The sequence below is a fragment of the Polaromonas sp. genome (genome assembly GCF_029945895.1).
In the GTDB taxonomy this organism is placed as follows: Bacteria; Pseudomonadota; Gammaproteobacteria; order Burkholderiales; family Burkholderiaceae_C; genus Polaromonas.
Window position 1 is genome coordinate 51,704 of record NZ_JAQSDL010000110.1, and the last position, 26,689, is coordinate 78,392.

A 26,689-nucleotide genomic window follows, 5' to 3' on the forward strand; every position below is an offset into this window, starting at 1 on the left:
GGCAGCATGTTTTCCCGTGGAGTCGGCCGCGCCCAAGGCGCGCATGTCGTCCCAGGCGCGTGTGGTCTGGGGCTCACGTGTGGTCACGGTGGGTGGCGATGCGCCCGTGCGTGTGCAGTCCATGACCAACACCGACACCGTGGACGCGATCGGCACGGCCATCCAGGTCAAGGAACTGGCCATTGCCGGGTCAGAGATGGTCCGCATCACCGTCAACACACCGGAGGCTGCGGCGCAGGTGCCGTACATCCGCGAACAGCTCGACCGTATGGGCATCGACGTGCCGTTGATCGGCGACTTCCATTACAACGGCCACCGCCTGCTGACAGACTACCCGGCCTGTGCCGAGGCGCTGTCCAAGTACCGCATCAACCCGGGCAATGTGGGCAAGGGCGACAAACACGACCGGCAGTTCGGGCAGATGATAGAAGCCGCTGTTCGCTGGAACAAACCGGTGCGCATCGGTGTCAACTGGGGCAGCCTGGACCAGGAACTGCTGGCCGGCCTGATGGACGAAAACAGCCGCCGGGCCCAGCCCTGGGACGCCAAACAGGTGATGTACGAGGCATTGATCACTTCGGCTCTCGGTTCAGCCGAGCTGGCCGAGCAGATGGGCATGGACAGAAACCAGATCATTCTCTCCTGCAAGGTCAGCGGCGTGCAGGACCTGATCTCGGTTTACCGTGAACTTTCCAGACGCTCGCGTTATGCGCTGCACCTCGGTCTGACCGAAGCCGGCATGGGGACCAAGGGAACGGTGGCGTCCACCGCCGCGCTGGCCATCCTGCTGCAGGAGGGCATCGGCGACACCATTCGCGTCTCCCTGACGCCGCAGCCCGGCGAAGCGCGCACCCAGGAAGTGCTGATTGCCTCGGAAATCCTTCAGGCGCTCGGCCTGCGCAGCTTCGTGCCCAGTGTCACCGCCTGTCCCGGTTGCGGCCGAACGACCAGCACCACTTTCCAGGAACTGACCAAGGAAATCGACGATTTCCTGCGCGCGCAGATGCCGGTCTGGCGTGCCCGATACCCCGGCGTTGAGAAACTCAAGGTCGCGGTGATGGGCTGCATCGTCAACGGGCCTGGCGAGAGCAAACACGCCGACATCGGCATCAGCCTGCCCGGATCGGGCGAAGCACCGGCCGCACCGGTGTACATCGATGGTGAAAAAAGCGTGACCTTGCGCGGCGACCGGATCGCGCAGGAATTCCGGACGATTGTCGAAAACTACATTGAAAAGCGCTTTGGCACGCCAGCCGTTGCCCAGATCGCCTGACGGATATCCATGGCTGAAAAACTGACTGCCGTCAAAGGCATGAACGACATATTGCCGCCCGATTCGGCGCGCTGGGAATGGCTGGAGGACAAGGTACGCGCGCTGATGGCTCGTTACGCCTACCGCAACATTCGCACGCCCATCGTCGAGCCGACGGCGCTGTTTGTCCGCGGCCTCGGCGAAGTGACCGACATCGTTGAAAAAGAGATGTACTCGTTCGACGACAGGCTCAACGGCGAAGCCTTGACCCTGCGCCCCGAAAACACCGCCGGTGTGGTCCGGGCCGTGGCCGAGCACAGCATGCTTTACGACGGCGGCAAGCGCCTGTACTACATGGGCCCGATGTTCCGGCACGAGCGTCCGCAGCGGGGCCGTTACCGGCAGTTCCACCAGATCGGTGCCGAAGCGCTGGGGTTTCCCGGCGCCGAACTCGACGCCGAACTGATCCTGCTGGCCGATGCCTTGTGGAAAGAGCTGGGTCTGACGGACGTGCGGCTGGAACTCAACAGCCTGGGCCAGCCCGAAGAACGCAGGCAACACCGCGGGGCGCTGATCAGCTATTTTGAGACCAACGCCGACCAGCTCGACGAAGAAGCCAGACGTCGCTTGCACAGCAACCCGCTGCGCATCCTGGACACGAAAAATCCAAAGATGCAGACTCTGGTGGAAGCTGCGCCGCGGTTGATTGATTTTCTGGGCGAGGCATCGCTGGCCCATTTCAGCAGCGTCAAGGCCATTCTCGAGGCCAACGGCATCGCCTACAGCATCAACCCTCGGCTGGTGCGCGGCATGGACTACTACAACCTGACGGTGTTCGAGTTCATCACTGACAGCCTGGGTTCGCAGGGCACGATCTGCGGCGGTGGCCGTTACGACTACCTGATCGAGCAGATCGGTGGCAAGGCTGCGCCTGCCGTGGGCTGGGCGCTGGGCGTGGAGCGGGTGCTGGAGCTGATCAGGGAGCAGGGAGGCGCTACCGACCTGCCGGTGCCGGATGCCTACGCGATTGTTCCCGAAGCGTCGGCTTTGCCCGTGGTGCTGAAAACCCTGCAGGCCTTGCGCGCCGTGGGCGTCAGCGTGCAGATGCATGCGGCCTCCGGCGCCAGCGCTGACGGCATGGGCAGCATGAAATCCCAGTTCAAGAAGGCTGACGCCAGCGGCGCCCGCTTCGCCCTGATCTTTGGCGCGGCGGAACTGGCGCAGGGCTGCGTGGCGGTGAAGCCCCTGCGTGGCGAAAAGGTCGAGGCCGCCCAGTCCCAGACCCTGGAGCCGCTGGAGACCGTGGCGCTTTGGGCGCACGGCCTGCAGGCTGGCGCCTGACAGCGACCCCTACAATCAACACAATTCATTTGGCGGAACCAGCAGAGCTCTATGGCAAAACATCTCGATTTGGAAGAACAGGAGCAGCTCGACGAGCTGAAGCACTTCTGGAAACAGTATGGCAACCTGATCACCTGGGGCCTGATTGTCATTTTTGGTGCTTTTGCCGCCTGGAACGGCTACCACTACTGGCAGCGTGACCAGGCCGCCAAGGCGGCCATCATGTACGACGAGGTCGAGCGCGCCGCCCAGTCGGGAGACACCAGCCGGCTGGATCGCGCTATCGGCGACATGAAAGACCGTTTTGCCGGGACGGCTTTCGCCCAACAGGCCGGCCTGCTGGCGGCCAGGACCTATTACGACAAAGGCAACACCGATGCCGCCAAAGCCTCTCTGGGATGGGTGGCCGGCAAGAGCGCAGACGAGGGTTACCAGGCCATTGCCAAGCTGCGTCTGGCGGGTTTGCTGCTTGAGGCCAAAGCCTACGACGAGGCCTTGCAGCAGCTGAGCGGCGCCTTCCCCAAGGACTTTGTCGCGCTGGCGGCAGATCGCCGCGGCGACGTCCTCGCTGCACAAGGCAAGAAAAACGAAGCCCGGGCCGAATACGAAAAAGCCTTCAAGGCCATGGATGACCGCACCGAGTACCGGCGCCTGGTCGAAGTCAAACTCAATGCGCTCGGGCTGAACCCCTCGGCGGCATTGGCCCCTGCTGCAGCCAACGTTGCAGTTTCTCCCGCGTCCGCCCCGGAGGTCAAGCAGTGATTTTCAAGTCTTTTCGGCCTCTGGCCCATACGTTGAAAGCGCCTGCAGCTATCTTTTTGGTAGCATTATTGGCCGGCTGCTCGATGTTCAGCAGCTCCGTCAAAAAGCCGCAGCCGGCAGAGTTGCAGCCCGTGATGGCACTGGTGCCGGCCAAACAGGTCTGGACCGCCCGCATCGGCGAGGTTTCTTTCCCGCTCCAGGTGAATGTCTCGGGCGATACCGTGGTGGTAGCAAGCACCGACGGCACCGTGGTGGCGCTGGACGCGCGCAGCGGCCGTGACTTCTGGCGCACCAATGTTGGCGCACCGATCGCCGCCGGCGTGGGCAGCGACGGCAAGGTCGCTGCTGTGGTCACCCGGACCAACGAAGTGGTGGCCGTGTCGGGTGGCAAGGAAATCTGGCGCCAGAAACTTGCGGCTCAGGCCTTCACCGCACCTTTTGTGGCCGGTGGCCGGGTGTTTGTGCTCGCGGCCGACCGTTCGGTCAATGCCTTTGACGGCCAGACCGGGCGCAAGCTCTGGTCCCAGCAGCGTCCCAGCGAACCGCTGGTGCTGCGCCAGTCGGGTGTCATGCTGGCTGTCGGCGACACACTGGTGGTGGGCCTGGCCGGCCGCCTGACCGGACTCAATCCGCTCAATGGCAGCATCCGCTGGGAGGCCCCGATTGCTTCGCCCCGCGGCATCAATGACGTGGAGCGCCTGGTGGACCTGGTGGGCACCGTGAGCCGCACCGGCAACACGGTTTGTGCCCGGGCTTTCCAGGCCAGCGTTGGCTGTGTGGATGCCCAGCGCGGCGTGCTGCTCTGGACCAAACCCGCCAATGGCGCGCAGGGCGTCGATGGCGACGACAGCCTGGTGTTTGGCACCGAAGCCGACGGCAAGGTTCTGGCCTGGCGCCGCAGCGACGGCGAGAGCGGCTGGAGCTCGGACAGCCTGCGTTACCGCAGCCTGAGCGCGCCGCTGGTGGTGGGCCGCTCCATCGCCATTGGAGACTCTGCCGGTTTTGTGCATCTATTGTCCCGCGCGGACGGCTCGCCGCTGAACCGCCTCGTGACCGACGGCTCGCCAGTGGCAGCCACCCCGGTGCTGGCCGGCAATATCCTGGTGGCTGTCACCCGTTCAGGCGCTGTTTTCGGCTTTGCGCCTGAATAATGGCCCCCACGCTCGTCACTTCGTGTAAGTCGCTGCCCCCCGCGGGGGCGCTGCGCCCGCGGCCCGGCGAAGCCGGTTCCGCGGCCCCGGCTTGTGAAGAGGGGTTCCTCCCGCTTGTCACTTCCCTGCCTCTTTTGATCGTTATTTCGTGAAACCTGTTATCGCCCTGGTCGGTCGCCCCAATGTGGGCAAATCGACGATTTTCAACCGCCTGACCAAGTCGCGTGATGCGATCGTGGCCGACTATGCCGGCCTGACGCGGGACCGCCACTACGGCAATGGCCATCTGGGCGCGCAGGAGTTCATCGTGATCGACACCGGCGGCTTCGAGCCCAAGGCCGTCGATGGCATCTACAAGGAAATGGCCAAGCAGACCCGGCAGGCGGTGGCTGAAGCCGACGTCGTGGTGTTTGTGGTTGATGCACGCGCCGGGGTTAATGCCCAGGACCACGAGATCGCCAAGTACCTGCGCAAGCTGGGCAAGCCGACGGTGCTGACCGCCAACAAGGCCGAAGGCATGACCGAGGGCGTGCAGCTGTCCGAGTTTTTCGAGCTCGGGCTGGGTGAGGTCCTGCCGGTGTCGGCCTCGCACGGGCAGGGCATGCGCACGCTGGTCGATATGGCCCTGCAGCCCCTGAATCTGCCGGATCCGGACCTGGAGGGCGAGCCAAGCGACCCGACGGTGATCAAGCTGGCGGTGGCGGGTCGGCCCAATGTAGGCAAATCGACGCTGATCAACACCTGGCTGGGCGAAGAGCGCCTGGTGGCGTTTGACCAGCCGGGCACCACGCGCGATGCCATTTCGGTACCCTTCGAGCGCGGCGGGCAGAAATTCGAGCTGATCGACACCGCCGGGCTGCGCCGCAAGGGCAAGGTGTTCGAGGCGATTGAAAAGTTCTCGGTGGTCAAGACCCTGCAGGCCATCGAAAGCGCCAATGTGGTGCTGCTGTTGCTGGACGCGACCCAGGGCGTGACCGACCAGGACGCCCACATTGCCGGCTACATCCTGGAAAGCGGGCGCGCGGTGGTGCTGGCCGTCAACAAGTGGGATGCGGTGGACGCCTACCAGAAGGAAATCCTGCAGCGCTCCATCGAAACGCGGCTGTCCTTCCTGAAGTTCGCCACCATCCACAATATTTCGGCCATCAAACGCCAGGGCCTGGGCCCGGTCTGGAAGTCGATTGTCCAGGCCCACGCCTCGGCCAACCGCAAGATGTCCACGCCGGTGCTGACCCGCCTGCTGCTGGAAGCCGTGCAGTTCCAGAGCCCGCAGCGGGCCGGCATGTTCCGCCCCAAGCTGCGTTATGCGCACCAGGGCGGCATGAACCCGCCCATCATCATTGTTCACGGCAATTCGCTCGAACACGTCACCGACGCCTACAAGCGTTTTCTGGAAGGGCGCTTCCGCAAGGAGTTCGATCTGGTGGGCACGCCGTTGCGCATCCAGATGAAGTCGTCCAGCAACCCCTATGCGGACAAAGATTCCACTTAGGACTACAGGCGCGGTCAATCGGCTGTGGTAAGGTGAAGTCCTACCAACTCTTGAACACGGAAAATATCGTGAGCAACAACAAAGGTCAGCTCTTGCAGGACCCTTTTCTCAATACTTTGCGCCGTGAGCATGTGCCGGTGTCGATTTACCTCGTCAACGGCATCAAGCTTCAGGGTCAGATCGAATCTTTCGATCAGTACGTGGTCCTGCTGCGCAACACCGTCACCCAGATGGTCTACAAACACGCCATTTCGACCATCGTTCCCGGTCGTGCAGTCAATTTCGCTGCTGCAGAATCCCAAGAAAGCCCAGCCAGCTGAGTTCCCAGGACCTCTCCCCGGCGGTAGCGCCTCTGGCCATTCTGGTCGGGGTGGATCTGGGCCTCCCCAATTTTGATGCCGGTCTGGAAGAACTGGGCCTGCTGGCCCAGACGGCCGGCCTGCAGCCGATTGCCCGCGTGGTCTGCAAACGCCGGGCGCCCGACGCAGCGCTCTTCATCGGCAGCGGCAAGGCAGACGAAATCAAGATGCTCGCGCTGGAAACCGGCGCCAGTGAAATCCTGTTTGACCAGTCCCTGAGCCCGGCGCAGCAGCGCAATCTGGAGCGGGTGCTTGGCCTGCCCGTCAATGACCGCACCCTGCTGATCCTCGAGATTTTTGCCCAGCGCGCGCGCAGCCACGAAGGCAAGCTGCAGGTTGAACTGGCACGTCTGCAATACCTGTCGACACGCCTGGTCCGGCGCTGGTCCCACCTGGAGCGGCAGACCGGCGGTGCCGGCGTGCGCGGCGGCCCCGGCGAAAAGCAGATCGAGCTCGACAAACGCATGATCGGCGAGTCCATCAAGCGCACCAAGGAGCGCCTGACCAAGGTCAAGAAGCAGCGCCAGACCCAGCGGCGCCAGCGCGAGCGGCGCAATTCCTTCACCATTTCCCTGGTCGGCTACACCAATGCCGGCAAAACGACACTGTTCAATGCCCTCGTGAAGGCGCGCGCCTACGCGGCGGACCAGTTGTTTGCGACGCTGGACACCACAACCCGCCAGCTGTACCTGGGCGACGCCGCCCGGTCGGTGTCGCTGTCGGACACGGTCGGCTTCATTCGCGACCTGCCGCACGGGCTGGTGGACGCTTTTGCCGCCACCCTGCAGGAGGCTGCGGACGCCGATTTGCTGCTGCATGTGGTCGATGGCGCCAACCCGGACCATCTCGAGCAGATCGAGCAGGTGCAGCGCGTGCTGGCCGAGATCGGCGCTGCCGATGTGCCGCAGATTCTGGTCTTCAACAAGCTTGACGCCCTTGAAAAATCGCGCCTACCGCTGCAGTTATGTGACAGTTTCGAGGTCAAGGATGCCTTTTCGGATACCGGCAGGCGCGTCGACCGGGTTTTTGTCAGCGCACAGACGGGCGAAGGCCTGCCGCTGCTGCGCGAGCTGTTGGCCAGGCATGCCTCGCAAGCGCCCGTCGAAGATAGCCCCCCAATCAATGAGGCCGTAGCGTGATTAGGCACAATATGGGAATCATAAAAAAGTGAGCTCTATTTCATGAACCTGAACCCTGTGTTACAGACGCTGACGACGCTGCCGGGAAGGCTGAGGCAACGCGCCCGCGGAATGTTCAATCTGAACGATCCACGCTGGGGCCGCGACGACGACAACAAGACCCCGTCCGACGAGTCCAAGCCCGAGGCTGGCCGCGACGACGTGCCGCCTGTGCGCCCACCTGCGCCGAATCGTCCGCAGGGCCAAGGTCAGGGACCCAACCAGGGACCGCCCGATCTCGACGAGTTGTGGCGTGACTTCAACCGCAAGCTGGGCGGCCTTTTCGGCGGCGCCAAAAATGCCGGGCAGCGCGGGCGTGGCACCGGTGGACTCGGGGGCGGTGGCGGGCCTGGCGGTTTCCAGCCCGACATGAAAAGTGCAGGTATCGGTGTCGGCCTGATCGCCGGCGTGGCCGTGCTGATCTGGCTGGGTACCGGCTTTTTCATCGTGCAGGAGGGCCAGCAGGCCGTCATCACCCAGTTCGGCAAGTACAACTCGACCGTCGGTGCCGGCTTCAACTGGCGCCTGCCTTACCCCGTGCAGCGCCATGAAGTCGTGGTGGCGACCCAGATCCGCTCCGTTGACGTGGGCCGCGACACCATCATCAAGGCCACCGGCCTGCGTGAATCGGCCATGCTCACCGAAGACGAGAACATTGTCGAGATCAAGTTTGCGGTCCAGTACCGCCTGAACGACGCGCGCGCCTATCTTTTCGAAACCCGGGATCCAGCCGCCACGGTGGTCCAGGCGGCTGAAACCGCGGTGCGCGAGGTCGTCGGCAAAATGAAAATGGACTCCGCACTGGCCGAGGAACGTGACCAGATCGCGCCGCGCGTGCGCACCCTGATGCAGACCATTCTGGACCGCTACAAGGTCGGTGTTGAAGTGGTCGGCATCAACCTGCAGCAAAGCGGTGTGCGTCCGCCCGAGCAGGTGCAGGCCTCGTTCGACGATGTGCTCAAGGCCGGTCAGGAACGCGAACGCGCCAAGAACGAAGCCCAGGCCTACGCCAACGACGTGATTCCGCGCGCAGTTGGCTCGGCGTCGCGCCTCAAGGAAGAGTCGGAGGCCTACAAGGCCAGAGTGGTGGCACAGGCGCAGGGTGATGCGCAGCGCTTTCGCTCGGTGCTGACTGAGTACCAGAAGGCGCCGCAGGTGACGCGCGACCGCATGTACACCGATGCCATGCAACAGGTCTACAGCAACGTCACCAAGGTGCTGGTGGAGTCGCGCCAGGGATCCAACCTGCTGTACCTCCCGCTCGACAAGCTGATGCAGGCCACCGGCGTCGCCAAGAGCGGCGCGGAGCCGGCCGGATCGGTTGCCTTGCCCCCGGTCGCTCCGTCCACTTCGACCCTTGATACGCGGGCCCGTGACACCTCACGCACCCGCGACCGCGAAACACGCTAAGGAACTGCCGTGAATAGAGTTGGATTTATTGCTTCTTCGATGCTGGTGGCGCTGGCATTGCTCAGTTCCATGCTGTTTGTGGTTGACCAGCGGCAGTTCGGTGTGGTGTATGCACTGGGCCAGATCAAGGAGGTCATCCTGGAGCCCGGCCTGAACTTCAAGCTGCCGCCACCTTTCCAGAACGTGTCGTACATCGACAGGCGGCTGCTGACGCTGGACAGCACCGATGCCGAGCCGATGCTGACCGCCGAAAAGCAGCGCGTGGTCATCGACTGGTATGTCAAATGGCGCATCACCCAGCCCTCGGAGTACATCCGCAACGTGGGTCTGGACGAACGTGCCGGTGCCAACCAGCTGAACCGGGTCGTGCGCAATGCTTTCCAGGAAGCCATCAACAAGCGCACCGTCAAGGACCTGTTGTCCCTCAAGCGCGAAGCCCTGATGGCCGACGTGAAAGCCGAGGTGCTGGAAGTCGTGCGCGGTGCCAAGCCCTGGGGGATTGACGTGATCGACGTGCGCATCACGCGTGTCGATTATGTGGAGGCCATCACCGAATCGGTGTACCGCCGCATGGAAGCCGAGCGCAAGCGAGTCGCCAACGAGTTGCGCTCCACCGGTGCCGCCGAAGGCGAAAAAATCCGCGCCGATGCCGACCGGCAGCGCGAGGTGACCGTCGCCAATGCCTACCGCGAAGCGCAGAAAATCAAGGGTGAGGGCGATGCCGAGGCCGCTGCCGCCTACAGCGACGCCTTTGGCCGTGACCCGCAGTTTGCCCAGTTCTACCGCAGCCTGGACGCCTACAAGGCCAGCTTCGACAAGAAGGGCGACGTGATGGTGATCGATCCTTCGTCCGATTTCTTCAAGGCCATGCGCAGCTCCGGCAGCGGCACGGCCCCAACCGGCAAGAAGTAACAGTCCACTTGGACGGCAGCACGATCTGGCAGGCACTGGCCTTGATGCTGGTGATCGAGGGGCTGCTGCCGTTTTTCTCGCCGCGCGGATGGCGCGGCATGTTCGAGAAGATCCTCCAGCTCACGGACGGCCAGATCCGCTTTTTCGGGCTGGGCAGCATCGCTGCCGGTCTTGTGTGGATGGCCTTTCTGCTCTGATCGCCGGCCGCAGAAGCGGCAGTCTCGAGCCTGTATTTGAGTCCGCCAGCCACCTGTGTGCCGGCGCTGGCCGAAAACAGCCCGCAAGCCCGGTAAAATCCTGTTTTTAACAGCTCACGATAAATACATGCCTGCCTGGTCGTCGTCATGGCAATTGCCGGATCAAATTGCCGATGTCCTGCCCTCCGAGGCGCGTCACATCGAAGAACTTCGTCGCCTGTTTCTCGACACGGCGCGCAGCTACGGTTACGAGCTGGTCATGCCGCCGCTGCTCGAACACCTCGAATCCCTGCTCACCGGCACCGGTGAGGCGCTGGACCTGCAGACCTTCAAACTGGTGGACCAGCTCTCCGGCCGCACCCTGGGTCTGCGCGCCGACACCACGCCGCAGGTCGCGCGCATTGACGCCCACCTGCTCAACCGCCAGGGCGTGGCCCGCCTGTGTTACTGCGGCCCGGTGCTGCACACGCGTGCCGAGCGTCCGCATGCCACGCGCGAGCCGCTGCAGTTCGGTGCTGAAATTTACGGCCATGCGGGGCTTGAAGCCGACCTCGAAGCCCAGCTGCTGGCGCTGGAGGGGCTGAGCGCTGCCGGTGTCACCGAACTCTCGGTCGACATGGCCGACGTGCGCATTGTCAGCAGCCTGCTGGCCGGCGCGAAGGTCAGTCCGTCCATGCTGGCGCGCATCCACGCCGCACTGGCGGTCAAGGATGCCAGCGAGCTGACCAGCCTGATGGCCAGCCTCAACGGCGAGCTGCCTGCAGCGGCGCGCGAAGGGCTGCTGGCGCTGCTGCAGATGTATGGCGACGAGACGGTGCTGGCCGAGGCCGAAAAAACGTTCAAGGCGGTGCCTGAAGCTGTCCGGGCCTTGCAGAATTTGAAATGGCTGGCGACCCATGTGCAGGCGCTGGCCGGCCCGGTGCGCGTCGCCTTTGACCTGGCCGATCTGCGCGGCTACGCCTATTACAGCGGCACCCGTTTTGCGATTTATGGCCACGGCCAGCAGGGCGGCGGGCAGGGCGCCGAGCTGGTGCGCGGCGGCCGGTATGACGAGGTCGGCGCCGTGTTCGGGCGTAACCGTCCGGCCGCCGGCTTCAGCCTTGATTTGAAAGAGCTCGTCAGCGTGCTGACACCCAAACCCTTGCGTCCCGCCATTCGTGCCCCCTGGGGCGAAGAAGCCGGGTTGCGCAGCGCGATTGCCGCACTGCGTGCCGGCGGTGAAACCGTGGCCTGCGTCCTGCCCGGCCATGAACACGAAGTTGATGAATTTGACTGTGACCGCGAACTGGCCAGCGTGGCCGGCCAGTGGCAGGTCCAGCCGCTGGGCAACAAGCCGGCCTGAAGCCGCGCCGCCCGCATACCGTAACCCATCCTGAAAGCAGACTGAAGATGACAAAGACAATCGCCGCAACCGCCGGCCGCAACGTGGTGGTCGTGGGTACCCAGTGGGGTGACGAAGGCAAGGGCAAGCTGGTCGACTGGCTGACCGAAAGCTCGCAGGGCGTGGTGCGCTTCCAGGGCGGCCACAATGCCGGCCACACCTTGGTCATCAATGGCATCAAGACCGCCCTGCACCTGATCCCCAGCGGCATCATGCGTCCGGGCGTGAAGTGTTACATCGGCAACGGCGTGGTGCTGTCGGCAGCCAAGCTGTTCGAGGAAATCGAAGGGCTGGAAAAAGCCGGTGTCGAAGTGCGCTCGCGCCTGCGCATCAGCGAAGCCTGCCCGCTGATCCTGCCGTTCCACGCGGCGCTCGACATTGCACGCGAGACGCGCCGCGAAACCGGCGGCACCGTCAAGATCGGCACCACCGGCCGCGGCATCGGCCCGGCCTATGAAGACAAGATCGCCCGCCGCGCCCTGCGTGTGCAGGACCTGAAGTACCCCGAGCGTTTTGCCGCCAAGCTGCGCGAGTTGCTGGACCTGCACAACTTCGTGCTGACCGGCTACCTGCATGCGCCGGCCATCGAGTTTCAGCCCGTCTATGACGAGGCCATGCGCCACGCCGAGCTGCTCAAACCCATGATGGCCGACGTCTCGCGCGAACTCAACGACGCGCACCGTGACGGCGCCAACCTTCTGTTTGAAGGCGCTCAGGGCACCTTGCTCGACGTGGACCACGGCACCTACCCGTTTGTCACTTCCAGCAACTGCGTGGCCGGCAACGCGGCCGCCGGTGCCGGCGTCGGCCCGGGCATGCTGCATTACATCCTGGGCATCACCAAGGCCTACTGCACCCGTGTGGGCGGCGGTCCTTTCCCGACCGAGCTGGACTGGGAAACACCCGGCACGCCGGGCTATCACATGAGCACGGTAGGTGCCGAAAAAGGTGTGACCACCGGCCGCAGCCGGCGCTGCGGCTGGTTCGACGCGGCCTTGCTCAAGCGTTCGGCGCAGGTCAACGGCCTGTCCGGCCTGTGCATCACCAAGCTCGACGTGCTCGACGGCATCGAACAACTCGAGCTGTGCACCGGCTACGAACTCGATGGCCACATCACCGACATCCTGCCCATGGGCGCCGAAGAAATTGCCCGTTGCAAGCCGATTTATGAAACCCTGCCGGGCTGGACCCAGAGCACGGTCGGTGTGACCGACTACGACAAGCTGCCGGCCGCGGCCCAGCGCTACCTGCACCGCATTGAAGAGGTCACCGGCGTGCCGATTCACATGATCTCGACCAGCCCCGACCGCGACCACACGATCCTGTTGCGCCACCCGTTCGTGGCCTGAGTGGTTTTCGCGTAATTTTTCAGTCAAATCGTGCTCCAGCCCAGGCAGGGCGGGCGCAACCAGCTATTGAATCAGGAGCATTTTCATGTTGACCGAAGACGGCAAACACCTTTACGTCAGTTATGACGAATACCACAACCTGATTGAAAAGCTGGCCATCAAGATCCACCAGTCCGGCTGGGAGTTCGACACCATCCTGTGCCTGGCGCGCGGCGGCATGCGCCCGGGGGACATCCTCTCGCGCATCTTCGACAAGCCGCTGGCCATCATGTCCACCAGCTCCTACCGCGCCGACTCCGGCACGGTGCAGGGCAACCTCGACATCGCACGTTTCATCACCACCCCCAAGGGCGAAATCGCCGGCAAGGTGCTGCTGGTCGATGATCTGGCCGACACCGGCCACACGCTCAACGCCGTGATCCACCAGCTGCGCAACAACTACAAACCGATCACCGAGCTGCGTAGCGCCGTGATCTGGACCAAGGGCGTGTCCACCTTCCAGCCCGATTATTCGGTCGAATTCCTGCCGACCAACCCGTGGATCCACCAGCCTTTTGAGGGCTACGATGCGCTGCGGCCAGCGCAGCTCATGGAGAAGTGGAAGATCTGAGGGGTTTGCATCAATCCAATTCTCGGGTGCATGGCGGCGTTGCGCGGTGCTCGGAATCCTCACGTACCTGAGTACGTTCCGGTGTCCTGCGAAACCCTCGCATGAGCCCAAAGGGCGATGCGACACGCGCCTTGCCCTGCATCCCGACAATCGAATTGCTGCAAGCCCCTCTGCAGCCATTCAATACGTAAGCCACTGCATCAAATACTGAAACTGTGTGCCGCTTGAAGCTAAAAAAGGTGGCCGGCTGAATAGAATGGCGCAGCATGATCACGATACCTCTGTTTATCCTGACCGCCCTGTACGTCTGGCTTGGGGTTTGGCTGTGTAAAAAGCCCAAGAGTTGGCCCGCCCGCATGGCGCTGGCGCTGCTCATGGGTTCACCGGCAATTTATTGGATAGGTACATACCAATACGTGAAGTACCAACACAAAACAGCTTGTGCACGCGACGGAGGGCTGAAGGTGTTGATTCAGCCGGAGAAGGCGGATCGGATACGGCTGGATGCAAATTCATTTTCTGCGGAACATGACGCACATGACTTTCTTCGAATGTACTCACCTCGCCTCTCAGTGGTTGAAGCGTGGAATGGTACATACAAAGATTTGACCCAAACAAGGGCACAAACAAAAGACTACTACGCATACTCGATCGATCCAGCTACAACTGCCTTGCCAAAGAAGGACTGGAGGTTCAACAGAGTGCTGCTTGGTGAGCCTACTTCGGGCGTGTATGTGCTGAGTGGAGCGGCAAAAAGTGAAGGCAACCTCGATACGACAACTTGGAAGCTGGAGAGAAATGAACAGCTCTATGCCGCATGGACGATGTTGCACCACTACTGGAGCCGAAATCCAGGAATGCCCATTGGCTGGCAATGCTTTTCGCCAAGTTCGCCTGAAGCGTTAGGTAAGCAACCAAATCACATACTGATCCAATTAGTCTTGAACTAACTCTATCGCGAGCGAAAAAAGAATTCATCACCAATGAACGCCACCCGCTTAAAGGGTTTGTCCAGTTGGGTCGGGCCTCTATGCTTTCTTTACGGCAGCACATTGGGACGCCAGGACCAGATCGCCCGGCCTCCGGAGATTGCCCAGTTTGACTTGGCACACCTTCAATAGGTCGTGGCGCTTTGATACCGTTAACATGGCTGCATGAGCGATATCTCCACCCAACTGATCCACCACCCCTACAAGCCGCCCGCCGGCTTTGACGCCGTCAATCCGGCCATCCATAAGGCCTCGACGGTCATCTTTCCGAATGTGGCAGCCTTGCGCCAGCGCGACTGGAAACACAAGACCGGCTACACCTACGGCCTGCACGGCACGCCGACCACCTTCACGCTCGAGGAACGTATTGCCACGCTGGAAGGCGGGCAGTTCTGCACCTTGGTGCCCAGTGGCCTGGCGGCGGTGGCGCTGGTGGACATGGCGCTGCTCAGGGCCGGTGACGAGGTGCTGATTCCCGACAACGCCTACGGTCCCAACAAGACCTTTGCGCAGCATGAGCTGGCAGGTTGGGGCGTCAGCTTCCGTTATTACGATCCCATGCAACCAGCGGACCTGGCGGCGAAGCTGAGCCGCAGGACACGCCTGGTCTGGCTGGAGGCGCCGGGCTCGATCACGCTGGAGTTTCCGGACCTGCCGGCGCTGGTGGCTGCCGTCAAGGCGCATGGCGATGTGCATCCGCAAGGCATCGTCACCGCGCTGGACAACACCTGGGGCGCGGGCATTGCTTTCAATGCCTTTGACCTGGGCGCCGACATTTCCGTGCAGGCCCTGACCAAGTACCCCAGTGGCGGCGCGGATGTGCTGATGGGCTCGGTCGTCACGCGTAACGAGGCGCTGCATCACCTGGTGCATTTCTGCCACATGCGTGTCGGTTACGGCGTGGCCGGCAACGACGCCGAACTGGTGCTGCGCGGGCTGGGCACCATGGCCCTGCGTTATGCCGCACAGGACAGCGCCACGCGCACGCTGGCGGCCTGGCTGCAGCAGCAGCCGCAGATTGAAACCGTGCTGCACCCGGCACTGGCCGCCTCGCCCGGGCATGCGGCCTGGCAACGCGACTGCAGTGCGGCGGCCTGCCTGCTGAGCATCGTGTTCAAGGTCGGCTACCCGCAAGCTCAGGTGGACCGCTTCTGCGACAGCCTGCAGCTGTTCAAACTCGGCTACAGCTGGGCCGGCCCCATGAGCCTGTGCGCGCCTTACGACGTGCCCGCCATCCGGACCACGCCGTGGCCCTACAAAGGCGGCCTGGTGCGGTTTTCCGTAGGGCTGGAAGCCGTGGCCGACCTGCAGGCCGACCTGGCGAACGCGCTGGCTGCGATGCAGTACAGTTAGGGCATATTCCCCTGAAGAAAGCACGCTGTGGCAACTCCCAATTATTCCTACGAAAAACGCCAGAAAGAGCTGGCCAAAAAGAAGAAGAAAGAAGAAAAGCTCAAGCGCAAGGCCGAAGGCAAACCGGACCTGCCCGATGACGACACGCCCGAGGGCGAAGACGCAGGCGGCACGCCGCCACCGGCCGATGCCGCACCTTGAGGTGTCGCAGACCTTTGAAACCATGAGCCAAATCGGGCTCCAGCCCTTGATGCACAAGCGCAAGCAGCTCTCTTTTTGATAGCTGATTCGCCAACCAGGCCCCGCAGGGACAGGCAGCTGTTCCTTCGGGGCCTGTTTGTTGGCGCCTGTGTTTCAGCTGGCCAGCATGCTGGCCGCGAGTTCGGTCATCGCCGCGGCCGTGTGGTCGCGTGGCGCAAGGACCCGGGCCGCTTCATAGTGGCTGAAGTTGCGGCGCATTGACTGCAGGTACACCGGGTCGTAGTGCCTGACCAGCAACTCGCGCACCACAGAAGCCACGTCGCCGCTGCGCGCACGCGCCTGCCAGTCCTGCACGGTGTCCTTGCCGCGCGCTTCGGTCAGCGCGCCCAGGCGTTCGCAGAAAAACGCGATGTCCCTGACGAAAAAATCATAGTCCTCAAGCAGCAGTGCGACCCGCTCGTCTTCGGCCAGGTCCAGCTGCAGGCAGGGGGCGGCGCGCATGGCGGCGATCAGGCCTTCGGGCACGGCCACGTTGCCGACCTTCTTGCTTTCGCTTTCGATGTAGACCGGGCGGGCCGGGTCGAAGCTGCGCAATGCGGCCCAGATCAGGCTGTCGAAGGCCTTCTGGCTGGGCTGCGGCACGCCGGGGATCAGGCCCAGCACCGAACTGCGGTGGTTGGCCAGCGCCTCCAGGTCCAGCACCTGCGCGCCCTGGGCCTGCAGGGCCTGTAGCAGCCGGGTCTTGCCGCTGCCGGTGGTGCCGCACACCACCTGGTAGCTGTGGCGGGCGGCGAGTTGCGGCAGGTCGGCCACCAGCGCGGCCCGGAAGGCTTTGTAGCCGCCGTCCACCAGCGTGACCTTGAAGCCGATCTGGTCCAGGATCAGCGCCAGCGAGCCGCTGCGCTTGCCACCGCGCCAGCAGTACACCAGCGGCTGCCATTCGCGCGGCTTGTCCAGCACCTCGCGCTGGATGTGGGCCGCAATGTTTTTGGCAACCAGCGCGGCACCGAGTTTTTTTGCCTCGAACTGGTTGATCTGCTTGTAACGCGTGCCGACGATCTTGCGCTCTTCGTCGTTCAGGCTGGGCCAGTTGACGGCGCCGGGCAGGTGGTCTTCGGCGTATTCGCCTTCACTGCGCGCGTCGATGATGGTTGGGAAGTCGGCAAGGCGGACCACCGCCTCCTGGGCCGTGATGCGGTCGACGCTCACTTGAGAAGTTTTCCCAGTTCCGGCCAGACATTGGCGAGCATCAGGGGATGCGCCTGCTCGTTAGGGTGAATGCGGTCGGCCTGAAACAGCCGGGTGGCATCGTCGGTGTCGCCCACGCCCTTGAGCAGGAAAGGCACGAGAGCCGCCTTGCGCTCTTTCGCGACCTTGGCAAACAGGCCGGAAAACCTGGCCGCGTAGTCGCTCCCATAGTTGGGCGGAACCTGCATGCCCACCAGCAACACCTTGGCGCCGGCTTTTTGCGCTGCCTGGGTCATGGCACGCAGGTTGCCTTCGGTCATGTCCAGCGGCAGGCCGCGCAAGGCGTCGTTGCCGCCGAGCTCGATGATGACCACGCCGGGCTTGTGCTGGCTCAGCAGGGCCGGCAGGCGCGAGCGCCCGCCAGAGGTGGTGTCACCGCTGATGCTGGCATTGACCACCCGGGCCGGAATTTTTTCGCTGGCCAGGCGCTGCGCCATCAAGTTGACCCAGCCGCTGCCGCGTTTGAGGCCGTATTCGGCGCTCAGCGAATCGCCGACCACCAGAATCGTCGGGCCGGCGCCGGCCACGGGTTTGGCTGCGGCCTGAGCCTGGGCCTGCCCGTTCTGCGGCAATACCAGCATGAAACTGCAGAGCATCAGGCCGAGCAGCGCCGCGCGCCGCCCGGGCTTGGTAAAGTCAGGGCGATGCGTTCCAAAAAGAGTTCCCGAAATATCCGACAAGGCTGGCATGTTTGAACCTGTTGTTCCTGTTTCTCCGGCGCCGCCCACTTCAGCGGCGGGGGCGGGAGACCGTTCATCTTCAATTATTTCCGTCGAGCATGTTTTCAAGAGCGTGAGCGACTCGACGGGCACGCTGACCATTTTGCGCGATATTGACTTCGCACTCGCCGCCAGGGAGACTGCCGCCATTGTCGGCGCTTCCGGTTCCGGCAAAAGCACGCTGCTGTCCATCATTGCCGGGCTGGACACGCCGACCCAGGGCACGGTAAGGCTGGCCGGCCAGGACCTGTTTGCCCTCAGCGAAGACGACCGCGCGGCGCTGCGCGCGCAAAAAGTCGGTTTTGTGTTCCAGAGTTTTCAGCTCATGAGCAACCTCACTGCGCTGGAAAACGTCATGCTGCCGCTGGAACTGTCGGGCGCGAAGAACGCGCGGTCGCAGGCCACCGAGATGCTCAAGCGGGTCGGCCTGGGTGAGCGTCTGGGCCACTACCCCAAGGTGCTGTCGGGCGGCGAGCAGCAGCGGGTGGCGCTGGCCCGGGCTTTTGTGGTGCAACCGGCGGTGCTGCTGGCCGACGAGCCCACCGGCAGCCTGGACTTTGCCACCGGCGAAAAAGTCATGGCGCTGATGTTCGAGCTCAACCAGGAACTGGGTACCACGCTGGTACTCGTCACCCACGACCCCGGCATCGCCGCGCGCTGCGAGCGGCGCATCACCATCGAGGCCGGTCAGGTCGTTGCGGCTTAGGGTCAAATGGGCTGTCAGCCCTTGATGGGTGTGCGAAGAGTGCTATTGATACCGGAGCAAGTTCGGGCGGGGTCTAGTGCCTGTCCGGCTGGATGAACAGCTGCCGCGCTGACGGGTCGGGGATGCAGACCGCGAGCAGCTTGCGCAGGCCCTGGGCACTGACGGTGCGTGGCAGCGCCTTGCCGACCAGAACTTTGGCCAGCGGCCCGATGCTTCTGGCGAGTTCGGCCTCGATGTCAGCCACCGCCTCGGGGGTCAGCGTGGCCAGGGCCGCGAACGAGGCGGTGTTTTCGAACCCGCTGCTCGCCGGCGCGGCAGGTGGTGGCGGGGGTGGCCCGTCCAGCACGGCATGGATCTCGTGTGAACGCAGGTGTTTGTCCAGGTGCGGGCCGAGCGCGCTGAACATGCCGGCGGCGTTGTCCATGATGCGCGAAATGAGGTCGTGAAAAGCCCGCGAGACCACGATCTGGTTGGGCTGGGCAAAGTCCATGATGCGCTGGGCGACGTTGATGCCGTCACCGACCAGGCTGACGCGCTGGTGGGCGTCCAGCACCATGCGCACCGGCCCCAGGTGCAGGCCGATACGTAGTGCAAGCAACTGGCCGTACTTCTGCAGCAGCAGCCCGCGCAGCAGCTGCGCCGACTGCAGCGCTTCCTCGGGGTCGCCCAGAAAGCAGATGGCGACACCGTCGCCGGTGTCCGTCACGATGCGCGAGGATTCGGCCACACCCTTGAGTGCCTTGCCTATCAGTTCGTTGAAGCGTTCGCCGAGCGCCATCTGCTGGCCCACCGGACGTTTTGACGAGGTCACCAGGCGCAGGAACATCAAGGTGCCCAGCACGTTCCTGCGCAGCGCGGCCGTGTCCAGATCCGCCACGTGCAGCGGGCTGGCGGAGGCCGGCGTCAGGGTCATGCTCAATATTCCCAGGCACAGACGAACGGCACCGCGGCCATCACCAGGCGCATGTTGTGCACCAGCCCCTCATGGGCGCCGTCCTGCAGCCGCAGGCGCGCTCGCGGGCCCGCCGCGACCACGCCGGCCAGGAACATCAGCACACGATTGAATTTGAGACGTAAGCCCATGAGGCACTATCCTGAAAACATTTCGTTACTATTTTAGACAGACGCTCTTGCCGTTCATCCTCCCGGCGCCGCCCGTCGTCTGGCGGACAGGTGGTGCAGCGATAATCGGGGATGTCTTCTTCCCCCAAAGTCCTGTTCGGCTTCCATGCCGTCGGCGTGCGCATCAAAACCGCCCCGCAATCCGTTTTCGAGGTGTTTTTTGACGTGTCGCGGCGCGACGCGCGCATGCGCCAGTTTGTCGACCGTGCCCGTGAGGCCGGCATCCGGCTGATCGAGTCGGACGGGCTGCGGCTGGCCAAGATGTGCGGCAGCCACGGCCACCAGGGCGTGGTGGCGCGGGTTGATGCCGTGCCGCAGGTCAAGTCACTGGACGAACTGCTCGAGCAGCTTGAGGCCGCCGGGGGCGAGGCGCCGCTGCTGCTGGTGCTCGACGGCGTGACCGATCCGCACAACCTGGGCGCCTGCCTGCGCGTGGCCGACGGTGCCGGGGCCCACGCCGTGATTGCGCCCAAGGACCATGCGGCCGGCATCAATGCCACCGTTGCCAAGGTGGCCAGTGGCGCCGCCGAAACCATGCCTTATTTCATGGTGACCAACCTGGCGCGTACCCTGGGCGAGCTCAAGGAACGCAACATCTGGTGCATAGGCACCAGCGACGATGCCGAAAAAACCATTTACGACGTGGACCTCAAGGGCCCGGTGGCGCTGGTGCTGGGCGCCGAAGGCGAGGGCATGCGCCAGCTGACCCGCAAGACCTGCGACGAACTGGTCCGCATCCCGATGCACGGCGCGGTCGAAAGCCTCAACGTGTCGGTGGCCAGCGGCGTCTGCCTTTACGAGGCGCTGCGCCAGCGCCGCTGAATGCGTTGCAAAAGCTATCTTTTTGATAGCTGCCGGCGCATGTTCCGTATGGGCGCAAGCCCGTTTTTATTTAAATCCAGCCAAACCAGCCCAGCAGGGCGCCGGCACCCAGCAGCCACAGCAGATGCGTGCGGGTGCGCCAGACCACCAGCGCCGTCACCACGGTCAGCAGCGCCACCGGCCAGTCTTTGAGGCTGCTGACGTTGGCGCTGGCCAGGATCCAGCCGGTGGCAATCAGCAGCGCAATCACGATGGGGGCCATGCCCTGCTTGAAGGCGCGCACCCAGCGCAGGTTGCGGTTGCGGTGGCCCCAGCTGGCGGCCAGGTAGGTCAAGGTGGTGCTGGGCAGCATGATGCCCAGCATGGTGACCAGCACGCCGAGCAGGCCCAGCAACGGGCCACCCGCGTTCAGCCCCACATGCCAGCCCATCAGCGCAACAAACAGCACGTTGGGGCCGGGCGCGGCCTGCGCGATCGCCACCGAGGCATTGAACTGCGGGTCGGTCAGCCAGTGCTGCCGGTCCACCAGGTAGCGGTGCATGTCGGGCGCGGTGGTGATGGCCCCGCCGATGGACAGCAAGGACAGCGACAGGAAATGCACAAACATGGCGAGCCAGTCCGTCCATTGCAGGTTCAGGCTCATGGGGCGAGCTTGCGGTAGGTGAGGGTGCAGGCCAGCCCGCCCAGTCCGAGCAGCACATAGGCCAGCGGCAGGCGCAGCAGGGCGATGGCGGCAAAACATGCCACGGCCAGGCCAATGCAGACCGGCAGTCCCAGCGGGTGGGTTTTCAGCGCGCCCATGAGTTTGAGGCCGGTGGCGGCGATCAGGCCGGCCGCCACCGCCCCCATGCCGCGCAGGGCGCCGGCCACGCCGGGGTTGTCGGCGAACTGGGCATACACCAGCGCCAGCAGCAACACCACCAGCAGCGGCACCGCCAGCATGCCGGCCAGGGCCACCAGCGCGCCGCGCAGGCCGAAATAACGGTGGCCAATCATCAGCGAGAGGTTGACGACATTGGGTCCGGGCATGATTTGCGCCACGGCCCATTCCTCGACAAACTCCTCGCGCGTCATCCAGCGTTTTTTCTCGACCAGTTCACGCTGCACGACGGCCAGCACACCGCCGAAACCCTGCAGCGCCAGCAGGGTGAAGGAAACAAACAGGTCGGTCAGGGACTGGGGCTGGGGGCGGATGGCTTCCTGCGTGCCGGGCGATGCATTCATGTTCCGATTATCGCCGGGCCGGTGCTGCGCCACGGGTCGCCAGCCACAAGCCGGACGCTATTAAAAATATAGCTGCCAACGCCCATGAGGAAAGGGCTTCACCGAGAAAAAGCACACCAAGCAGGGCCGCCGTCAGCGGATTGAGCGCGAGAAACACGGTGACCCGCGTCGGCGACTCGTGCTTGAGCGCATAGAGCCACCAGAAGTAGCCGACGCCGCTGGAGATACCGATCAGGGCGACCACGGTCCAGCTCTGCAGGCTCAGGGCCAAAACCCGCGCCGGCCAGTGTTCGGCCAGGGCCAGCAGGCCGAGAAACAGCACCGACACCAGCATCGCATAACTGGACACGGCCAGCGTCGGGTAACGCTGCAGGTAAGGGCGGTACAACACGCTGCACAGTGCGCCGACGCCCGCACTGGCCAGCACCGCGGCCTCTCCCCACCAGTGGCCGGCGTGCGGCGCCTGCAGTTTGGGCCACAGCGACAAGGCCACGCCGGTGATGGACAGCAACACGCCGGCCAGCAGCGCGGTAGAAATGCGTTCGCGCCCGAGCGCGCTGGACAGCAACAGCGTCAGCAGCGGGAACAGGCTGAAAATCAGCGCCGCCTGGCCTGCACCGATGTGCTGCAGGCCGTAGTTGAGCAGCGCGATCAACACCGCAAACTGGCCGATGCCGAGCGCGGCCATCGCCAGCCAGTCTTTGGTTGCTATATTTTTAAGAGCTGCTCGCGCCCGTCCATAAAGGGCTGGAGCCATAAAAGACTTCAAGGCGAAGGGCAGCAGGCAGGCAAAACCAATCGCGTAACGCAGCAGCGCCAGCGTCAGCGGCGGGACGTCGGCAACGACAAAACGCGAGGCCACGATGGCGGCACCGACCTGCACACCGGTGGCGGCAGCGGCCAGCAGAGCCAGGTTGAGCTTCACCGGGGCGGCGGGTGGTTCACAGCCGCAGTTCCCAGGTCTCGCCCACCAGGTCTTTGCCGAAGCCGGTGTAGGGCTCGCTGTTGACCAGCTTGAAACCGCGCCTGGCATAGATGTCCCGGGCACTGCCCAGGCAGCTGTTGGTCCAGAGCACCATTTTTTTGTAGCCCTTGCTGCGCGCAAAGGCCAGGCACTCATCGGTGAGGCGCGCGCCCAGGCCCAGGCCGCGCGCCTGCGGCGTCAGGATCAGCAGGCGCAGTTGCGCCACGGTTTTTGACTTGCGGACGACAAACACCGAACCGACCCGTTCGCCATCGAGCTCGGCGATCCAGCAGCGCTCCCAGTCGGGCTGGTGCTGGCGCACATAACCCGCGACGATCTCCGCCACCAGCGCTTCGAAGCTGCTGTCCCAACCGTACTCGCGGGCGTAGACCTCGCCATGCTGCTGCACCACCCAGCCCATGTCGCCGGCTTGCGGATCGCGCAGCACGACGTTTTGTTTCGCGGGGGAAGTGGCAGGCGCCAACAGGCGCTGCACGGTGGCCAGTGCCTGGGTCAGTTGCTGCTGCGCCGGCCTGGCCAGCGGTGCCAGCAGCGCGGCCGCCTCGTCGCGCGAGCGTTGCTGCAGCGGTGCAAAAGCCTGGTGGCCGGCCTCGGTGAGTTGCAGCAGGCTTTGCCGGGCATCGGCGGGCGAAGGACTGCGGGCCATCCATCCCTGGCGCTCGAAGCGGCGCAGGATGCGGCTGAGGTAGCCCGCGTCCAGCGCGAGGTCGCGGCCCAGTTCCGTGGCCGTGGGCTGGTCGCGATGCGCCAGTTCGTACAACACACGCACCTCGGTCAGTGAAAATTCGCTGCCCAGGTAGGGGTCGAGCACGCCGATGCGCTGGGTGTAGAAGCGGTTGAAGCGGCGAACCGCCTTGACGTGGGCAGCGGAGACGGATGTGGAAGCGGTGCTCGGTGTCATGACAGCCATGATTTATCAATTACTTGACAAAGTCAAGTAATCGGCGCCGACTCGGCAACTGGTGTCAGCCCCCGTCGCCGCGGCTGATCAGGGTGCGCAGGATCTTTTTCAGGGCCGTGACGTCACGTTCGCTGAAGCCCTGCAGCAGCGAGGTTTCGTGCACCTTGGCCTGGGCCAGCAACGCGGCCACGGTGGCGCGGCCCTGTTCGGTCTCGAACACCAGGGTGCGCCGTGCGTCGGCCGGGTCTTCGCCACGCCGCACCCAGCCGGCTTTTTCCATGCGTTGCACGAGTTTCGTCAGCGTGGGTTGCTGGGCCAGGATCTCGCGCGCCAGTTCGCCAATCGTCAGGCCGTCACCGTCCGACAAGGTGGCCAGCAGCCGCCATTCCAGCTGGCTCAAACCAGCCGCCTGGACCTGGGCGTGGAATTCGCTGTACACGGTGTGGCTGGCCCGCGCGAGCAGGTAGGACAGGTAGCCGTCGATGAAGCGGCCCTCAGCCGCTGGCGCACCGGCCGGTTTGCGGGAGCGGCTCATGGTGTGCCTCGCCCAAGAGGCGGTCGGGTTGGAGGGCGGGTTGGTGCGCTTGCGTATTGCATGAATATTCATATATTATGCGACGAATGAATGTTGCCCTGCAAGCTACCCCGGGTCCCGATGCCCCTGTTCTCGCCGCCGCACCGGACAGCCGGGCCCTGCGCATCGCGCTGGGTCAGTTCGCCACCGGCATCACGGTGGTGACCAGCCGTGCCGGCAGCGGTCCCTTTGTCGGGCTCACGGTCAATTCGTTCTCGGCGCTGTCGCTGGACCCACCGCTGATCCTCTGGTCGCTGCGCTGCAGTTCGCCCAGCCTGCCGGTCTTTGAAGCGGCGGAGCGTTTTGTCGTCAATGTGCTGGCCGAAGCCCAGGTGGAGGTGTCGCGCCGTTTTGCGTCGCCCCAGGCCGACAAGTTCGAAGGGGTGCCGCATGCGGAAAACGCCTGGGGCCTGCCGCTCCTGCATGGCGCCAGCGCCTGGTTCGAATGCCGCACGGTGTCGCGGCAAATCGCCGGCGACCACTGTCTGTTCATTGCCGAAGTCGAGCGCTTCACGCTGTCCGAGGCCGCGCCGCTGCTGTTTCATGCTGGCGGGTATTTCGCGCTCGGATCACGCCTTTAGCCTTTAAGAAAGAGTTTTCATGCTGCAGGAAAGAATTGAAGCCAAATGGATAAACTGCTTCGCCGAGACTTTTGCGCTGTGTGGCGTGAAGGCCGGCGACACGGCAGCCATCCTGTCCGAGACGCAGTCGCGGCCGATCAATGTGCAGCTCGCCGAGCTGGCGCTGGCGCGCCTGGGCGCGCGGGCCTTTCACCTGGTGCTGAGCACCCCCCGGCTGGCCGCACCGGTGCCGGTGCGCTCGACGGGCGCCTCGGACGCGATCGGCCAGCTGGCCCCGGTGGTGCAGGCCCTCGCCGCCAGCACCTTTGTGGCGGACCTGACGGTGGAAGGCCTGCTGCATGCGGCCGAGCTGCCGGAGATTCTGCAGGGTGGCGCGCGCGTGCTCATGGTGTCCAACGAACACCCCGAAATCCTTGAGCGCTGTGTCCCCGATCCGGCCCTCGAGCCCAAGGTCAAGGCCGGCATCAAGCTGCTGCGCGGCGCCCAGGTCATGCGTGTGACCTCGCAGGCAGGCACCGACCTGAGCATCTCTCTGCTGGGTGCGCAGGCCGGCGGCGGCTGGGGTTACACCGCCCGGCCCGGCACCATCTCGCACTGGCCGGGCGGCCTGTGCCTGGCCTTTCCGGCGAAAGGCAGCGTCAATGGCAAGCTGGTGCTGGCCCCCGGCGATGTCAACCTGACCTTCAAGCGTTATCTCGAACAGGCGGTGGTACTGACGATTGAAAACGATTTTGTGACCGACATTGCCGGCCAGCATGTGGATGCCGACCTGATGCGCAGCTACTGGGCCGCCTGGGGCGACCGCGAGGCCTATGCCGTCTCGCACGTCGGCTGGGGCATGAATCCCAAGGCACGCTGGGACGCCATGGCCCTGTACGACAAGAAGGACTTCAACGGCACCGAGCTGCGTGCCTTTGCCGGCAACTTCCTGTACTCGACAGGCGCCAACGAGGTGGCGGGGCGCCACACCCAGGGGCACTTCGACCTGCCGCTGCGCGGCTGCACCGTGGCCCTGGATGGTCGGGTGATCGTGGACGCCGGGCGTTTGACGGGCGAGCTGGCCTGAGCCATGACACATCCGGCTTATCTTGAGCAGGGGGAGGGCGACACCGCCGTGTTCCTGCTGCATGGCGTGGGTGGCGGCAAGGAGGCCTGGGCGCACAACCAGCCGGTGTTGGCGAGCCAGGGTTTCAGGACGGTGGCCTGGGACATGCCGGGTTACGGCGCGTCGCCGGCGCTGGCCTCCTGCAGCAATGCCGCATTGGCAGGTGCCCTCAAGAACCTGATAGACCACATCGGCGCAACACGCAACGTGCTGCTGGGCCACAGCATGGGCGGCATGATCGCCCAGGAACTGGCAGCGCTGCATCCCGCGCTGGTCCACGGCCTGATTCTCTACAGCACCTCGCCGGCTTTCGGCAAGTCCGATGGCACCTGGCAGCAGCAGTTTTTGCAGAGCCGCTTTGCGCCGCTGGACCAGGGGCTGGGCATGGCGGGCCTGGCCGGCCAGCTGGTACCGACCATGTTCGCACCCGACGCGGAGCCGGCGCGTATTGCCGAAGCCACCGCGCTGATGGCCCGCGTACCCGCAGAAAGTTACCGCGCCGCGCTGTCGGCCATTGTCTCCTTCAACAGGCTGGCCGCGCTGGGCGACATCGCCGTGCCCACCCTGTGCCTGGCCGGCGAGCTGGACCTCAACGCGCCACCCGCCGTGGTGGAAAAAATGGCCGGCCGCATTCCGGCTGCCGCTTACGCCTGCCTGCCGCAGGTGGGCCACATTGCCAACCTGGAGCAGCCCGCGCTGTTCAACCAGGCTGTCCTGACATTTCTGAAACAACACTTCTTGCCCTGACCTGACCCGAGGAACCGA

At 64.2% G+C, this 26,689-nt stretch carries 30 protein-coding genes; 21 read left to right on the forward strand and 9 right to left on the reverse strand.

Translation table 11 applies throughout. The features are described 5' to 3' along the window. Positions 1 to 43 precede the first annotated feature (43 nt). The 16 genes from ispG (at position 44) to PSV33_RS17350 (ending at position 15,937) form a co-directional block, all read left to right on the forward strand. Positions 44 to 1,273: a flavodoxin-dependent (E)-4-hydroxy-3-methylbut-2-enyl-diphosphate synthase gene (gene ispG / locus PSV33_RS17275; protein WP_300563708.1), complete on the forward strand. Its 1,230-nt coding sequence runs from the start codon at positions 44 to 46 to the stop codon at positions 1,271 to 1,273. A gap of 9 nt (positions 1,274 to 1,282) precedes the next feature. Continuing rightward, the gene (gene hisS, locus PSV33_RS17280) at positions 1,283 to 2,593 is read left to right on the forward strand and encodes a histidine--tRNA ligase (RefSeq protein WP_300563596.1); all 1,311 of its coding nucleotides are present in this window, start codon (positions 1,283 to 1,285) and stop codon (positions 2,591 to 2,593) included. 51 nt (positions 2,594 to 2,644) lie between these two features. Further along, a complete protein-coding gene (locus PSV33_RS17285; RefSeq protein WP_300563598.1) occupies positions 2,645 to 3,355 on the forward strand; it encodes a tetratricopeptide repeat protein in 711 nt (236 codons plus the stop codon). Continuing rightward, positions 3,352 to 4,506 carry an outer membrane protein assembly factor BamB gene (gene bamB / locus PSV33_RS17290; protein ID WP_300563600.1) on the forward strand — a complete coding sequence of 385 codons (1,155 nt, stop codon included), beginning with the start codon at positions 3,352 to 3,354 and terminating at the stop codon, positions 4,504 to 4,506. Before PSV33_RS17285 ends, bamB begins: the two co-directional genes overlap by 4 nt. A gap of 148 nt (positions 4,507 to 4,654) precedes the next feature. Then, entirely contained in the window at positions 4,655 to 5,998 is a 1,344-nt protein-coding gene (der, locus tag PSV33_RS17295) for a ribosome biogenesis GTPase Der (protein WP_300563602.1), read from the forward strand. A gap of 50 nt (positions 5,999 to 6,048) precedes the next feature. After that, entirely contained in the window at positions 6,049 to 6,318 is a 270-nt protein-coding gene (gene hfq / locus PSV33_RS17300; protein WP_293592174.1) for an RNA chaperone Hfq, read from the forward strand. Further along, the gene (hflX, locus tag PSV33_RS17305; RefSeq protein WP_300563710.1) at positions 6,315 to 7,496 is read left to right on the forward strand and encodes a GTPase HflX; all 1,182 of its coding nucleotides are present in this window, start codon (positions 6,315 to 6,317) and stop codon (positions 7,494 to 7,496) included. Before hfq ends, hflX begins: the two co-directional genes overlap by 4 nt. A gap of 42 nt (positions 7,497 to 7,538) precedes the next feature. Continuing rightward, positions 7,539 to 8,945, forward strand: coding sequence for an FtsH protease activity modulator HflK (gene hflK, locus PSV33_RS17310; RefSeq protein WP_300563604.1), 1,407 nt, complete (start codon positions 7,539 to 7,541; stop codon positions 8,943 to 8,945). Positions 8,946 to 8,954: 9 nt separating this feature from the next. Further along, complete coding sequence (hflC, locus tag PSV33_RS17315; protein ID WP_300563606.1) at positions 8,955 to 9,857, forward strand: protease modulator HflC; 903 nt, start codon at positions 8,955 to 8,957, stop codon at positions 9,855 to 9,857. Between the two features lie 8 nt (positions 9,858 to 9,865). Further along, complete coding sequence (locus tag PSV33_RS17320; protein WP_300563608.1) at positions 9,866 to 10,054, forward strand: DUF2065 domain-containing protein; 189 nt, start codon at positions 9,866 to 9,868, stop codon at positions 10,052 to 10,054. Between the two features lie 127 nt (positions 10,055 to 10,181). Continuing rightward, complete coding sequence (locus PSV33_RS17325; protein WP_300563610.1) at positions 10,182 to 11,396, forward strand: ATP phosphoribosyltransferase regulatory subunit; 1,215 nt, start codon at positions 10,182 to 10,184, stop codon at positions 11,394 to 11,396. Between the two features lie 59 nt (positions 11,397 to 11,455). Further along, the gene (locus PSV33_RS17330; protein ID WP_293592442.1) at positions 11,456 to 12,784 is read left to right on the forward strand and encodes an adenylosuccinate synthase; all 1,329 of its coding nucleotides are present in this window, start codon (positions 11,456 to 11,458) and stop codon (positions 12,782 to 12,784) included. 85 nt (positions 12,785 to 12,869) lie between these two features. Continuing rightward, on the forward strand, positions 12,870 to 13,394 hold the full coding sequence (locus PSV33_RS17335) for a phosphoribosyltransferase (RefSeq protein ID WP_300563612.1): 525 nt from the start codon (positions 12,870 to 12,872) through the stop codon (positions 13,392 to 13,394). 266 nt (positions 13,395 to 13,660) lie between these two features. Continuing rightward, the gene (locus PSV33_RS17340; RefSeq protein WP_300563614.1) at positions 13,661 to 14,344 is read left to right on the forward strand and encodes a hypothetical protein; all 684 of its coding nucleotides are present in this window, start codon (positions 13,661 to 13,663) and stop codon (positions 14,342 to 14,344) included. Positions 14,345 to 14,548: 204 nt separating this feature from the next. Further along, positions 14,549 to 15,736 carry a PLP-dependent transferase gene (locus PSV33_RS17345; RefSeq protein WP_300563616.1) on the forward strand — a complete coding sequence of 396 codons (1,188 nt, stop codon included), beginning with the start codon at positions 14,549 to 14,551 and terminating at the stop codon, positions 15,734 to 15,736. A 27-nt stretch (positions 15,737 to 15,763) separates the two neighbouring features. Continuing rightward, positions 15,764 to 15,937 carry a hypothetical protein gene (locus tag PSV33_RS17350; RefSeq protein WP_300563618.1) on the forward strand — a complete coding sequence of 58 codons (174 nt, stop codon included), beginning with the start codon at positions 15,764 to 15,766 and terminating at the stop codon, positions 15,935 to 15,937. A gap of 153 nt (positions 15,938 to 16,090) precedes the next feature. Here the strand turns inward: PSV33_RS17350 and mnmH are convergent, their stop codons facing one another. After that, a complete protein-coding gene (gene mnmH, locus PSV33_RS17355; RefSeq protein WP_300563620.1) occupies positions 16,091 to 17,146 on the reverse strand; it encodes a tRNA 2-selenouridine(34) synthase MnmH in 1,056 nt (351 codons plus the stop codon). Next, positions 17,143 to 17,766 carry an arylesterase gene (locus PSV33_RS17360; RefSeq protein ID WP_300563712.1) on the reverse strand — a complete coding sequence of 208 codons (624 nt, stop codon included), beginning with the start codon at positions 17,764 to 17,766 and terminating at the stop codon, positions 17,143 to 17,145. Before PSV33_RS17360 ends, mnmH begins: the two co-directional genes overlap by 4 nt. 211 nt (positions 17,767 to 17,977) lie before the next feature. Between PSV33_RS17360 and PSV33_RS17365 the strand changes: the two genes are divergently transcribed. Further along, complete coding sequence (locus tag PSV33_RS17365; RefSeq protein ID WP_300563622.1) at positions 17,978 to 18,610, forward strand: ATP-binding cassette domain-containing protein; 633 nt, start codon at positions 17,978 to 17,980, stop codon at positions 18,608 to 18,610. Positions 18,611 to 18,683: 73 nt separating this feature from the next. Here PSV33_RS17365 and PSV33_RS17370 read toward each other — a convergent pair whose 3' ends face one another. After that, positions 18,684 to 19,523, reverse strand: coding sequence for an adenylate/guanylate cyclase domain-containing protein (locus PSV33_RS17370; protein ID WP_300563624.1), 840 nt, complete (start codon positions 19,521 to 19,523; stop codon positions 18,684 to 18,686). A 2-nt stretch (positions 19,524 to 19,525) separates the two neighbouring features. Then, positions 19,526 to 19,693 carry a hypothetical protein gene (locus PSV33_RS17375; protein ID WP_300563626.1) on the reverse strand — a complete coding sequence of 56 codons (168 nt, stop codon included), beginning with the start codon at positions 19,691 to 19,693 and terminating at the stop codon, positions 19,526 to 19,528. A gap of 111 nt (positions 19,694 to 19,804) precedes the next feature. On the opposite strand from PSV33_RS17375, the gene rlmB reads away from it, so the two are divergent. Then, positions 19,805 to 20,554, forward strand: coding sequence for a 23S rRNA (guanosine(2251)-2'-O)-methyltransferase RlmB (rlmB, locus tag PSV33_RS17380; protein WP_300563627.1), 750 nt, complete (start codon positions 19,805 to 19,807; stop codon positions 20,552 to 20,554). Positions 20,555 to 20,624: 70 nt separating this feature from the next. Here the strand turns inward: rlmB and PSV33_RS17385 are convergent, their stop codons facing one another. Genes PSV33_RS17385 through PSV33_RS17405 form a run of 5 tightly spaced genes read right to left on the reverse strand, consistent with a single transcriptional unit; the run spans position 20,625 to position 24,199 of the window. Then, the gene (locus tag PSV33_RS17385) at positions 20,625 to 21,197 is read right to left on the reverse strand and encodes a chromate transporter (protein WP_300563629.1); all 573 of its coding nucleotides are present in this window, start codon (positions 21,195 to 21,197) and stop codon (positions 20,625 to 20,627) included. Continuing rightward, positions 21,194 to 21,778, reverse strand: coding sequence for a chromate transporter (locus tag PSV33_RS17390; protein WP_300563631.1), 585 nt, complete (start codon positions 21,776 to 21,778; stop codon positions 21,194 to 21,196). Before PSV33_RS17390 ends, PSV33_RS17385 begins: the two co-directional genes overlap by 4 nt. Positions 21,779 to 21,785: 7 nt before the next feature. Continuing rightward, entirely contained in the window at positions 21,786 to 22,703 is a 918-nt protein-coding gene (locus tag PSV33_RS17395; RefSeq protein ID WP_300563633.1) for a DMT family transporter, read from the reverse strand. 16 nt (positions 22,704 to 22,719) lie between these two features. Further along, positions 22,720 to 23,673 carry a bifunctional helix-turn-helix transcriptional regulator/GNAT family N-acetyltransferase gene (locus PSV33_RS17400; protein ID WP_300563635.1) on the reverse strand — a complete coding sequence of 318 codons (954 nt, stop codon included), beginning with the start codon at positions 23,671 to 23,673 and terminating at the stop codon, positions 22,720 to 22,722. 55 nt (positions 23,674 to 23,728) lie between these two features. Beyond that, the gene (locus tag PSV33_RS17405) at positions 23,729 to 24,199 is read right to left on the reverse strand and encodes a MarR family winged helix-turn-helix transcriptional regulator (RefSeq protein WP_300563637.1); all 471 of its coding nucleotides are present in this window, start codon (positions 24,197 to 24,199) and stop codon (positions 23,729 to 23,731) included. An 86-nt stretch (positions 24,200 to 24,285) separates the two neighbouring features. Between PSV33_RS17405 and PSV33_RS17410 the strand changes: the two genes are divergently transcribed. Genes PSV33_RS17410 through PSV33_RS17420 form a run of 3 tightly spaced genes read left to right on the forward strand, consistent with a single transcriptional unit; the run spans position 24,286 to position 26,671 of the window. Continuing rightward, entirely contained in the window at positions 24,286 to 24,819 is a 534-nt protein-coding gene (locus tag PSV33_RS17410) for a flavin reductase family protein (RefSeq protein WP_300563638.1), read from the forward strand. Positions 24,820 to 24,838: 19 nt separating this feature from the next. After that, positions 24,839 to 25,885, forward strand: a complete 1,047-nt coding sequence (locus PSV33_RS17415) for a peptidase M29 (protein ID WP_300563640.1) — start codon at positions 24,839 to 24,841, stop codon at positions 25,883 to 25,885. Between the two features lie 3 nt (positions 25,886 to 25,888). Then, positions 25,889 to 26,671, forward strand: a complete 783-nt coding sequence (locus tag PSV33_RS17420; RefSeq protein WP_300563642.1) for an alpha/beta fold hydrolase — start codon at positions 25,889 to 25,891, stop codon at positions 26,669 to 26,671. Positions 26,672 to 26,689 lie beyond the last annotated feature (18 nt).